The following is a 12,349-nucleotide window of genomic DNA, read 5'->3' on the forward strand; positions in this document are numbered from 1 at the left end:
GCGATCAGTGCCCGTTGGTCTGCGCGGACTTGCGGCGGCGACGCACCTGCACCACCCGCGCGGCCAGCAGCATGAACACGATCACGCCCACCAGCACCACCAGCCACACCATGTGCTGCTGCCACAGCGGCTGCGGGTTGCTCTGCTCGGCCATGCGCGCGCCGGTCGGGTCCTGCCCGTCGAAGTCCTGCACCACGCCGTCGGCATCCAGCAGCGCCAGATTGCCGCGGATCAGCCGGAACGGTTCGGCGATCTGCGGCCCCTGCGTGCCCAACTCGCGGTAGATCACCCCGGTGTTGGCGCCGCTGCCGACCACTTCGACCAGCGCGGCGCGATCGAGCCCGGCCAGGTCCAGCAGCACCTGCTTGCCCGGGCCGGACACCACCAGCTTGCCGTCGCGTACCGCCCCGCTCTGCGCCAGCCCCTGCGGCGCCAGCACGAAGCTGAGGTAGGCACCGGTCGGCGCGATCGCGGTCCCGGCATCGCCGACCTTCAGCACCGCCTGCATCGGCGAGGCGCCGGTCGCACCGGCGAGATGGATCACCTTGGCCAGCGAAGCCGGCGCGTCCTGCAGCCATGTACTGGGCACGAACACCTCGTGCGCGCCGGCCAGCTGCGAGGCCGCGCCGACGAAATCGGCGGCGAGGCTGCGATCGGCCAGGCGGATGTGGCTGCTGGGCAGCACCGACACCGGATAGCCGGTGGCCGGATCATGGCAGTACGGGCGCGCCGGCTGGCGCAGGAAGCTGATCCGCACCTGGTTGCGCGCGGCCAGCGCGAAGCTCGGCACCTTGGCGACCAGGCGCTGCGGCTTGCCGTCGGCGTCGAGCACCTTGGCGCCCAGCAGGTAGTCGTTGAAGAAGATCGAGGCGACCGCGCCCTGCCCGGCCGGGTTCGGCGCCGCGCTGACGTCGACCACCACTTCGCTGGGCAGGCGCCCTTCGCTGGACAGCGCGCCCAGGTCGAAGTTCGCGGTGCGGTCGCCGCGCGAGACGATGTCCTGGGTCCCGGCCATGTCGCCGAGGCGGCCGAGCAGCACCACGTCCTTGTCGGCCGGCGGCAGCAGCGCGGTGCTCACCAGCAGCGCACGGCCCTGCGCATAGGCGCGCCATTGCTGGGTCAGCAGGCCGGCGACCTTGGCGCCGGCGCCGCTGGCGACCAGCAGGGTCGGATGCCCGCCGACCAGCGCCACCTGCACCGACGCGGTGCCGGCCGGCTGTTCGAACCCGGCCATGTCGGCCTTGCGCCACGCGGCGAACGCGCCGGCCGCGTCCGGCGCGGCGCTGGCGACCTCGCTGCCCAGCGCATCCAGCGCGGCGCGCACGCCGGCGCGCAACGGATCGCTCAGCACCGCCACGTCGACCGCGAGCGGGCCGCCATCGCCGAGCGACAGCAGCGCGCCGACTTCGGCCAGGCTGCCGATGCGGTGGCTGGCGCTGCCATCGGCCAACGCCGCGTAGGCGGGGATGCCGGCCAGGCTGGCCGGGATCGCCAGCCCGCGCAGGTCCACGCTCGCGCCCACCGCCGGCAGCGCGACCACGTCGACGCGCTTGCCGCCGTTCTCCAGCGCCGTGCCCACGCGCCACGCGGTGTCGTAGCTTTGCACGCTGGTGGCGCGGCCTTCCACCAGCAGCCGCACCGTGGCCGGCAACGCGCCCCAGGCCTTGGCCACGGTGTCGATCGCGCGGCCGTCGAAGCGGTAGCTGAAGCGCGAATCCGGCGACAGCCGCAGCACGTTGGCCGGCGCGCTCTGATCGGCGCACTGGTATTCGGAGACCACCGACCACCAGCCCACGCCGAAGCGCACGAAGCCGTTGGGGCGCGCGAAGCCGTCGATGCCGATCAGCTGGCTGACGTCGCCCTGGGCATCGGTGATCGAACGCGCCGACACCGGGTCGCCGTCGATCGACAGCAGGCTGGAGGTGCGCCCGGTATGCCCGCGCACGTAGCGCGCATCGACCTGCAACTGCGCATCGCGGGTCGGCACGCCGGCCGGCACCGGCAGGTAGATGTCGCGCTGGCTTTCCTGGCCGCTGAGCACCAGCGGCTGCTTGAAGCCCAGCTCACGCAGGGTCATCGAGCGGGTGACCGTGGTGGTGCCGGCCCACTCGCCGAACTGGCCGGCGACGGAATCGGCGGCAGCGGCAGGAGTCAGCGCGGTCGACAGGACCAAGGCCAGCGGCAGACCCTGGGGGAAACGGGCGGTGGAACGGCGGGTCTGGGTCATGGCGTCGATTCTGAAAAAAGAGGGAGGTGGGACACCGGCGCGGCACGGCCGGGCACGAAACTGTCGAAGGACTGGCCGCGCAGCGCGGCCACGATCCGCGCCGAGGCGCGGCCATCGCCGTAGGGGCTGGCGTGGGGCAGGAACCGCGCGGGCCGCGCCGGCAACTCGCAGGCCGCCGCGACCGCGGCCACGATCCGCGCCGGATCGGTGCCGACCAGGGTCACCACCCCGGCCTGGACCGCCTCGGGGCGTTCAGTGACGTCGCGCATCACCAGTACCGGCTTGCCCAGTGCCGGCGCTTCTTCCTGCACGCCGCCGGAATCGGTCAGCACCACGTGCGCGTGCTGCATCAGCCGCACGAAGGCGAGATAGTCCTGCGGCGCGATCAGGTGCACGTTGTCCAGCCCGCCCAACTGCGCGCGGACCGGGCCCTGCACGTTCGGATTCAAATGCACCGGGTAGACGATCTGCAGGTCCTTGCGCTGCGCCAGTTCGGCCAGCGCGCGGCAGATGTTGGCGAAGCCGTCGCCGAAACTTTCGCGGCGATGCCCGGTGACCAGCAGCAACTTGCGCTGCGCATCCAGGAACGGGAACTGCGCATCCACCGTGGTGCGCAGCACGGCATCGCGCTCGAGCCGCTCGACGGTCAGTTGCAGCGCATCGATCACGGTGTTGCCGGTGACGCTGATGCGGCCGGACAGGTTTTCCTGCCGCAGGTTGTCGCGCGCGCTGGCGGTGGGCGCGAACAGATGGTCGGCGACCACGTCGATCACCCGCCGGTTCATTTCTTCCGGCCACGGCTGCTGCAGATTGCCGGTGCGCAGGCCCGCTTCGACGTGGCCGACCGGAATGCGCCGATGGAAGGCGGCCAGCGCGGCGGTCATCGCGGTACTGGTATCGCCGTGCACCAACACGCGGTCCGGCTGCACCTGCGCATACAGGGCATCGAGCCTGGCGAACAAGCGCGAACACAGGCCGTTGAGGGTCTGGTCGGCCACCATCACATCGAGGTCGTGATCGGGCTGGATCGCGAACAACGCCATCACCTGATCCAGCATCGCCCGATGCTGTCCGGTGATGCAGACCAGGGAGTCGATCTCCGGCGCGGCGTGCAGCGCGCGGACCAGCGGCCCCATCTTGATCGCCTCGGGGCGCGTACCAAAAACGCAAAGAACCTTCACCCACCACTCCATTGGCCACAAACAACAGTGACCATCGTCACACAAAATGTGCGAACTGATGTGTACAAATCGTGCGGATCGCAGGGGGATGCCCGCGGTCGCCGCTAGCATCGGCACGCGCGCCGCGGCTTTGCGCCGTCGTCCCGAGGGGCTGAAAGCTTGAATTTGCAAGGCGGTCGGCCAGTCACGGCCGGGCGTCGCACAGGCACATGCGCCGCCAGGCGCGGCGCTTGCCCGCGGTCAGACGCTGGCGGTAGATCGGCTGGGATGGTGCACTGCAACGACGTCGGTCCCGGGCATCGCCGAGGCCGAGGCCGATGCCGACCCCCGCGTCGAAGCGGGCGGTTGCGCTTCGAGGCGCTCAGGCGATGCCGCGACGCGAACGGTGTCGGGGTCGAAGCCCCTCCTGCAGTGCACCCGGCCCCGCCATCCGCGAGTCCGCGGGAAGCGACTTCGGTCGCGACGAGCGAAGCCGCGGACCGGATCGCGTCGGGGCTGAAGCCCCTCCCACAAGTGCACCCAGCCGACATTCGCAAGCCCCCCTGTGGGAGCGACTTCAGTCGCGACGAGCGAGGCCGCGGACCTGACGGCGCCGGACCGGGTCGGGAGCCGAAGCCCCTCCCACAGTGCACCCAACCCGCCATCCGCAAGCCCCCTGTGGGAGCGACTTCAGTCGCGACGAGCGAGGCCGCGGACCTGACGGCGCCGGACCGGGTCGGGAGCCGAAGCCCCTCCCACAGTGCACCCAACCCGCCATCCGCAAGCCCCCTGTGGGAGCGACCTCAGTCGCGACGAGCGACGCCGCGGGCCTGACGGCGCCGGGCCGCATCGGGGCCGAAGCCCCTCCTGCGGTGCGCCCAGCCCGCCAAACGCGAGCGCCCTACGTGCCCCCGCTTACTCGCCCACGTACGGCGAGGCCAGCACCTGCGGGCGGCGGCCAAGGCCGGCGCCGAGCCGGTCGAGCACGAAGCGCACGTAGAGGTTGGTGCTGAACTGGTTGTAGTCGCGGGCGTTGTTGAAGATCAGCCGCCCGCCCAGGAACAACTGCGGAGCCAGCTGCCACTCGGCGGCGCCGGCGACGTTGTAGGACACGCCGGTCTTGCTCTGCCCGGCGTAGACCGGCGCGGTGTAGGTGTCCACCAGGCCCAGCAGCGCGGCCAGCGATGCGGCGTCGTAGGCGTCCTGCTGCATCTGCGCGCTGGTCGGGAAGTAGTTGCTGTCGTCGCTGCGGAAATGCTGCACGCCGACGCTGGCGTCCACGCTCCAGTTGACCTTGCGCCCGGCCGAACGCCCGCTCCAGTGCACCGGGAAGCCGAGGTCGACATAGTCCTGCGGGCTGAAGTAGCCGCCCTGGCCGTAGGTGTAGCCGCTCAGGTTCTTGTCGTACTGCATCGCGGTCAGGTTGAGGCCGGCGGTCAGCGACTGGTTCTCGGTCTCCAGCGCGTGCACGTACACGCCCAGGTCCACCTGGCGGTGGTCGTTGTCGGCGACGTTGTGGCCGACCAGGCGATCGGCGGTCAGGTTGGCGTAGCCGCCGAGCAGGCCGTTGTCGAGCGTGGCCGACAGGCGCACGCCGTTGCTGGTCACGCCGCCCCAGCGCAGCCCGGCGCGGCCGTCGTCGACGCCGGCGAAGGACAGCAGGCTGTCGCTGACCGCGCGCCGGAACGCCTGGCCCGAATAGGTCAGGTTTTCGCCGATCTGGCCGCGGTAGCCGACGCCGCCGACGATGCGCTGCTCGGGGAAGCCCACCGGCGTGCTGCCGAGGTCGGCCGCGAAGCCGCCGCGCTTGTACTTCACCGACACGCCGACGCCGCTGGCGTCCTGGTCCATGCGCCGCGAGGCCGAGCCGTTGGCGGCCATCGTGTACAGCGCCTGGCTGAAGCCGGCCGGGGTCAGGCTGGCCGCGGTGGTGTTGGCCGCCAGCGCCTGGAAGCGGGCGATGTCGGCGGCGCTGAGATCGGCGCTGCGCGAGGCATCGCCGAGGATCGCGCTGGCCAGGGTGCTGATCGACACGTCCGCGGCGATGTTGCCGAGCAGGAACGCCGACAGCGGCTCGGCATACAGCGCCTGCAGCGCCGCGGCCTCGCGCTGCGCGTTGGTCAAGGTGGCGTCGGTGTCGTTGTACAGCTCGTTGTACAGGCCGGTGTTGACCGCATAGGTGCGCAACGCGTTGCGGGTGGCGTTGGTGTCGCCCTCGGTGAGCAGCAACTGGTACAGGTCGCTGCCGACCAGGTCGTCGATCGGGGTGCGGTCGGCGGCCAGCGCATCGCCCATCGCCGCGCTCGGGCCGGCGCCGAACCGGCTGGCGGTGGAATAGGCGGTGTCGAGCGTGCCGGCATCGAGCAGGGTCGGGGTGACATCGACGCTGAGCTTGCCTTCGCCGACCGCGAATTCGCCGTGCAGCGGCACTTCCAGATCGTTCAACTTGCCCAGCCCGGCCTCGCCGTCGCGGGCGCGGTAGGTGGCGCCGGCGGCCAGGCTGTCGCTGTTTTCCGACTGCACTTCGCGCAGTTCGTCGAGCACGGTGCCGGTGCGCGCCGGGGTGGCGAGCGCCTGCGCCTGGCGCGCGCTGCCGGTGGTGGCGACACGGTCGTCGGGATAGTAGGACGGGGCCAGGCTGGCCGCGGCCGGCGCACGCTGGCCCGGCACCGGCAGCGCCGCCAGCTGCACGCCGCCGGCAGCGCCGGCGCTGGCCGGCGGCGGCAGGTCGTCGCCGCCGCTGGCATAGGCCGCGCCGGCCGCGGCCGGCATTGACGGGTATTGGCCCGCGCCGGCCGCGGCCGGCATCGCCGGGAGCGCGGCCTGGCCGGCCGCGGCATAGGCCGGCGCCGGATAGCCGCCGCCGAGGCTGTCGGAGACCACCGCCGGGCTGCGCGGCATGCGCCCGCTCATGCCGGCGAACGGGTTCAACGGGCGCCCGGCGCCGGCGAAGGAGGCCGGACCGTTGGCGGCCGGCAGGCCGTTGTCGTGCTGGCCGGCCTCGCGCGCCTGCGCCGCCAGCGCGGCGCGGAAATAGCTTTCGGCCTTGCGGTTCTTGCCGGCGCTGCGGTACACGCGGCCGGCCGCGCTCAGCACCGCGGGCGAATCCGGCGCCTGCGCCAGTGCGCGCTGCAGATAGTCCTCGGCGCTGTCCAGGTCGCGCAGCGCGGCGGCGGTATTGGCCGCGGCGATCAGCGTGTCCAGGTCGTTGGGCGATTGCTGCAGCTGCTGCTGGTACAGCACCAGCGCCTGGCGCTGGTCGCCGGCGGCGGCGTACAGCCGCGCCAGCGCCGCCACCGCCTTCGGATCCTGGTTCTGCTGCGCCAGCAGCGGCGCCAGCGCGTCGTAGGCCGCTTCCAGGTTGCCCAGCTCGCGCAGCGCATCCACCTGGCGCAGCGTGTAGCCGCTGCGCAGCGCCTGGTAGCGGCGCTGCTGCTCGGCGGTCATGTCGGTATCGCGCAACTGGCGCAGCGTGGCCGCCAGTTCGGCGTCCTGCTGCGCGCGCAGCAGCACGCTGGCGTACTGCAGCCGCGCCTCGGTGCTCGGGTTCTGCGCGACCAGGCGCTGCGCCAGGGTCAGCGCGCGCTGGTTGCTGCCGATGTCGGCGTAGGCGCCAGCCATCGACGCCAGCAGCGCCGGCTGTTCCAGCGCGCCGCCGAGCGCGGCCTCGGTGCGCGCCAGCAGCAGCTGCGCCTCGCCGGCGCGGCCCTGCTGTTGCAGCAGCCGCGCCTGCGCGGCCTGCTGCTCGACCCAGGCGGTATTGCGCAGCGCGCTCATTTCCGCGGTCCGCGCCGCGCTGGGGATGCGTTCCAGGCTGGCGTAGGCACTGGCCCAGTCGCCGCGCTCCTGCGCCAGCAGCGCATTGGCGTACAGCGCCTCGGGCATGTCGCCGTGCACCGCGAGCAGGCCGTCCATCACGCTGCGCGCCTGGTCCGGGCGCCCGGCCTGCTGGTACAGCCGCGCCAGGTCCAGCCGCACCCACGGATCGCCGGGACGCTCGACCATCGCCGCTTCCAGTTCGCTCTGCGCCGAGACCGTGTCGCCGGCCTCCAGCGCCTGCTTGGCGCGGGCGCGCTGCACGTTGGAGCGCAGCGTGGCTTCGCCGCCGGCCTTCTCGCGCTGCGCCGGGCTGAGCCTGGCGAACAGCGCGCTGGCCTCGTCGGCGCGGCCCTGGCGGCTGTACAGACCGATCAGGCCCTGCAGCGCGCCGGCATTGTCGGCGCTCAGCGCCAGCGCCTGGCGATAGCTGCGTTCGGCCGCGGCCGCGTCGCTGGCCGATTGCAGATCGCCGAGCAACACGTAGCCGGTGGCTTCGTTGGGCTGCAATTTGAGCGACTGCTGGGTCAGGCGCAGCGCCTCGTCGCTGTCGCCGCGGCCGCGCGCGGCCTGCGCCTGCTGCAGTTGCAGCCAGTAGCGCGCGCTGTCCAGCGCCGAACGCCACTTGCCGTTGCCGGCCGCGGCCGGACGCAGCAGTTCCTGCGCTTCGCCGAAGCGCTGCTGGCGCAGGCGCACCGAGCCCAGGCCGCCGAGCGCGTCGGCATCGCGCGGACGCGCGCGCAGCACCTGGGTGAAGCGCTGCTCGGCCACGGCCAGGTTGCCGGCGTTGAGCGCCTTGAACGCCTCGCCTAGTTGTTCGCCGGCCGGATCGCCGGCCTGCGCGGCACGCTGTTCGCCCAGCTTGGTGGCCTTGGCGGCGACCTCGGCATCGTTCGGATTGGCCGCCAGGAACGCCTGGTACAGCGGCGCATCGGCGTTGCCGGCATTGAGCCACAGCAGCGCCTGGCGCCAGGCGGCGCGCGCCGGGCCGCCGACGTCGGGACGCTTGCTCATCGCGCCGAGCTGGGCGATGCCTTCGCGCCGCGACGGCTCGCGGTAGGTCAGCACCTGCGCCAGCGCCAGCGCCGCGGCGCCGTTGTTGGGCTGCGCGGCGACCAGGCGGCGCAGGCCGTCGCGGGCGCCGTCCCAGCCCTGCGGGGTGCCGGCCAGGGCCTGGTAGTACTCCAGCGCCAGGTGGTCCGGCGGCGCCTTGCCGTCGAACAGCGCCTGGTACTCGCGCACCGCTTCCACGTAGCGGCCGGCCGAGGCGGCGCGGCGCGCGTTGCGCAGGTTGACGCTGTCGCCGCTGCCACCGATCGCCTGGCTCAGCCGCTGCGTCTGCGGCGCCTGCGGATGGGTCTTCTGCAGCTGCTGCAGGCGCTTGCGCGCCTCGCCCTGGCGGCCTTGCGCCAGGTCGATCTGGGCCAGGCCGAGCAGCGCATCGGGCTGGTTCGGGTCGACCCGCAGCAGCTTGCGCCAGGTGTCGGCGGCGAGATCGTCGCGGCCCTGGTCGTGCCAGTAGTTGCCCTGGCTGACCAGTTGCTGGGTGGCGTTGCCGGCCTGCGCGTGCGCGTTGCCGGCGAGCAGGCACAGGTCGATCATGCCGGCCAGGTACAGAGGCTTGAGTTTCATGCGGAACATTGGGTTCTCCAGGCGGGCTGCAGCAGGCCGTCTGCGGAAAAGCGATAGCGGTTATCGAGCCAGCCGCGCCCGAACAGGACCAGCACCCGATCGTAATAGGGAAGTTTCGCCGCGGCGGCGTCGCCGGGCGCGGGAATCTGTTGCGCCTGCGCCTTCAGCAGCAGCGGTTGGCGCAGCGCGCTGAGGTACGGCAGCAGCGCGGCGGCGAAGCCGGGCGGCGCGGTGCCGCTGCCGACGCCCAGCCGCGTGTCCACCTTCTCGCTGAAATGGCCCTGCGCCTGCAATTGCTGCAGCGGACCGGACAGGTCCTCGAGCAGCGCCTTGCGCAGCGGTTCGCCGGCATCGAGCATGCCGGCCCACAGGTACACGCGGACCGCGTCGTAGCTGCCCAGCGCACCCTTGTCCGGATCGACCGCGAACGCGCGGCCGTCCCAGCCGATCCAGTCCGGGGCGAAGCCGACCGGCGCGCTGTCGCGCAGCAGGCGTGCGCTGCGCTGCGCCAGCCCGGCCCACGGTCCTTTCGGATCGGCAGCGGCGAAACGGCGCAGCAGCTGGATCGGCAGGTAGCTGGGATTGAGCGTCCAGCGCGGCGGCTTGGCGAAGCCCTTCACCGCCGGCAGCAGCATGCCACCGAACCCGGGCAAGTCGGCCAGTTCCTGGCGTCGCACCAGCGCCAGCGTCTGCATGCCGGCCTGGGTGTAGCCGGGCCGCTTCCACAGCCGCCCGGCCTCCAGCAGCGCGTAGGCGATCCACAGGTCGGCGTCGCTGGCGGTGTTGTCGTCGAGCACGCGCCAGCTGCCGTCGTCGGCGCGGCCCCACAGCCAGGCCGGCAGCACCTGTTGCGGGCGGCCGCCGCTGAGGTTGTGCCGGGTCCAGCCGAGCACCCGGTCGAACAGCACCTGGTCGTTGGCCACCAGCGCGAAGAACAGCGCGTAGGACTGGCCTTCGGAGGTGCTGCGCTGATCGGCATTGCTGAAATCGATCACCCGCCCGCTGTCGTCGATATGCTTGGCGACGAAGCCGGTCCACTCGCGCCACGGCGCGCAGGCGGCCGCAGCGGCGGTGGCCGGCAGCGACGGCAGCAGCGCCGCCGCGCCCGCGGCGAGCGCGCCGCCGAGCACGCGGCGGCGCTGTCGCGCGTGCGGGGTCATTGCCCTTCCCGCAACCGTTGCGCCGAATGCCGGCGCAGCACCACGCGCGCGGCCAGCGCCAGCAGCAGGCTCAGCAGCACCACCGCCAGGCCGAGCAGCAGCGGATGCTGCGAGAAGTACCAGCGCGCCCAGGTCGGCAGCGGCAGGTGGCCGACGTAATAGGCCTGGTTGCCGGCCAGGCTGCGGATCTTGCCCTGCTGCAGCAGCACCACGCTGCCCTGGAAATCCTTCAGCGTGGCCGGCTCGAACCAGGCGTCGAACAGCTGGCCGACGCTGGCCGGATCCTCGGCCAGCAGCGCGACCACGCTGCGCCCGGGCTTGAGCGGCGACTCGAAGCCCATCAGCACCACGTCGCCCGGGGCCGGCTTCACCGCCACTTCGGCGGTGGTCGGCAGGTCGGTGCGGCGCGCATCGAAGGACAGGAAGCCGGGCAGCTTGTCCATCACCCAGTCGGTCATCGAGAAGCGCCGGCCGGTGGCGCCGTCGCCGATCGGCAGGTGCTCGCTCCAGCGCTGGAACAGCGGCTGCGAGCGCGAGGAGCCGAACACCAGCAGATCGCTGTCGGCGTGCTGGTCCACTTCGCCGGCATGGATCAGGGTGGCGCGCAACGCCGGATAGCCGGTGGAGGCGCCGAGCTTGCCGAGCAGGGTCAGCAGGTTGGACACGTCCTGGTCGCTGGCTTCGTCCGGCACCACGATGGTGGATTCGGACAGGTCGGCCAGGCGCGTGAACGGATAGCCGGCATTGCCGAACGCGGCCAGGTTCGGCATCGCCATGTAGTGGTGGAACGAACTCAGGTCCACGCTCGAATCGGCGTCGATCGCGCCGGACACGTCGGGGAAGGTGTTCTTGCATTCGCCGGCCTGCGGGCGGTCGAAGAAGAAGTGGAAGCGCAGCTGGCTGTTGGCCGAGAACGGGCCGGTCGGCAGCAGCAGTTTCTGCTCCACCGGCATCGCGCCCTTGGCCTTGAGGTCGTGCCACCACTGCAGCGGCAGCGATTCGGCGTACGGGCGCCCGCTCAGCGGCAGCGTGGTGACGAAGGCATCGTTGATGCTGACGTTGAGCGCGGACTTGTTGCGCACGTCCGGCACCGTGTAGCGGTAGCGCAGATTGACCGGGATGCCGTCGCGCTGCCACACGAACAGGTCCGGCGGCAGCTGCAGGCCGACCCGGATCAGGTCCGGGTGGTAGCCAGTGACATTGAGCTGCGAGGTCTGTGCGACCAGGTCGGCGAAGCGCACCGGGCCGTCGCTGGAAATCCAGTTCGGCGCGTCGTAGGGCTTGCGCGGCTGCGCCTGCTTGAGTTCGCCGATCCTGGCCACGGCGCCGTTGAACGGCGTGCCCAGCGCCAGCGCGGTGGCCGCCTGCTGCAGGTCGTTGTCGTTGCGGCCGAGCACCAGCAGCAGCTTGCCCGCCGGATCGCGCGGATTGGTGACCACCGCCAGGGTCGGGCCGGCGATCTCGCCCAGGCCGTTCTCGGCGGTCGCCAGTTCGGCCGGCAGCGTGTTCGGGGTGGCGAACAGCACCGCGTTGCCGGTCGCCGGCACGTCGCCGATGGAGACGTTGAACACCGCGCCGCGGTAACCGGCCTGCGCGCCGAACCACGAGGACACGATGCCGGCGCTGCGCAGCGTGGCCAGGTCCGGCCGCTGCGGGAACACGAACGGCAGTTCCAGCCGGCGCGTGTCGCGCTTGTCGTAGAACGGCACCGGCAGCAGCGCCAGGTCGTTGGCCAGCACCAGCGGCGTGGTGCTCAGCGACAGCCGCGTGGCCGGGTCGATGTTGGCCCACAGGCTGGTGTGGTCGGGATCCTCGCATTCGCGGGTGTAGTGCCCGATCAACTGCAGGTTGAGCTGGTTGTAGTCGCTGACCAGGCGCGGATCGATCGGCACGTCGGTCTGCTGCAGCTTGCCGGCGTTCTCGCGGGTCACCGGCAGGGTCGCCACGGTGACGCCGTTGACGGTGACCTTCAGGTGCGACAGCTCCGGCAGCAGCGCCGGCGAGTAGCTGTAGCTCAGGTGCAGCGTCGCCGCCTCGACCACTTCGTCGGTGCGCGCGCTGAACGCCACGCCGGCGCTGCCCTGGATGCCGCGCAGGGTGATTTCGTAGTCCATGCCGAGCTGCTTCAGCGTCGCCGACCGTTCCTGCACGCCCAGGGTCGGTGCGGCGGGCGCCGGCGCAGCCGGTTCTGGCACCGCGGCCGTCGCGGCGGCGGCGGGGGGCGCCGCCGGAGTGGCGGGAAGCGTCGGTTCCTGCGCCAGCGCCAGGCCGGACAGGATGGTGAGACAGCACGCGGCCAAGGCAGGTAGGCGCATCGAGGGCAACCGGAAGAAAGAGGAAAGGAAAGACGGGGG

At 72.0% G+C, this 12,349-nt stretch carries 5 protein-coding genes; all 5 read right to left on the reverse strand.

What is annotated here, in order from left to right; all coding sequences use genetic code 11:
- Positions 1–4: 4 nt before the first annotated feature.
- Entirely contained in the window at positions 5–2,227 is a 2,223-nt protein-coding gene (locus HDC36_RS14030; protein ID WP_179568467.1) for a hypothetical protein, read from the reverse strand.
- On the reverse strand, positions 2,224–3,408 hold the full coding sequence (gene wecB / locus HDC36_RS14035; RefSeq protein ID WP_179568469.1) for a UDP-N-acetylglucosamine 2-epimerase (non-hydrolyzing): 1,185 nt from the start codon (positions 3,406–3,408) through the stop codon (positions 2,224–2,226). Before wecB ends, HDC36_RS14030 begins: the two co-directional genes overlap by 4 nt.
- 894 nt (positions 3,409–4,302) lie before the next feature.
- A complete protein-coding gene (locus tag HDC36_RS14040; protein ID WP_179568471.1) occupies positions 4,303–8,844 on the reverse strand; it encodes a cellulose synthase subunit BcsC-related outer membrane protein in 4,542 nt (1,513 codons plus the stop codon).
- Positions 8,832–9,995 carry a cellulose synthase complex periplasmic endoglucanase BcsZ gene (gene bcsZ / locus HDC36_RS14045; RefSeq protein ID WP_179568473.1) on the reverse strand — a complete coding sequence of 388 codons (1,164 nt, stop codon included), beginning with the start codon at positions 9,993–9,995 and terminating at the stop codon, positions 8,832–8,834. Before bcsZ ends, HDC36_RS14040 begins: the two co-directional genes overlap by 13 nt.
- The gene (gene bcsB, locus HDC36_RS14050; protein WP_179568475.1) at positions 9,992–12,310 is read right to left on the reverse strand and encodes a cellulose biosynthesis cyclic di-GMP-binding regulatory protein BcsB; all 2,319 of its coding nucleotides are present in this window, start codon (positions 12,308–12,310) and stop codon (positions 9,992–9,994) included. Before bcsB ends, bcsZ begins: the two co-directional genes overlap by 4 nt.
- Between the last annotated feature and the right edge of the window lie 39 nt (positions 12,311–12,349).

The sequence above is a fragment of the Xanthomonas sp. JAI131 genome, assembly GCF_013410075.1.
Lineage (GTDB): Bacteria > Pseudomonadota > Gammaproteobacteria > Xanthomonadales > Xanthomonadaceae > Xanthomonas_A > Xanthomonas_A bonasiae.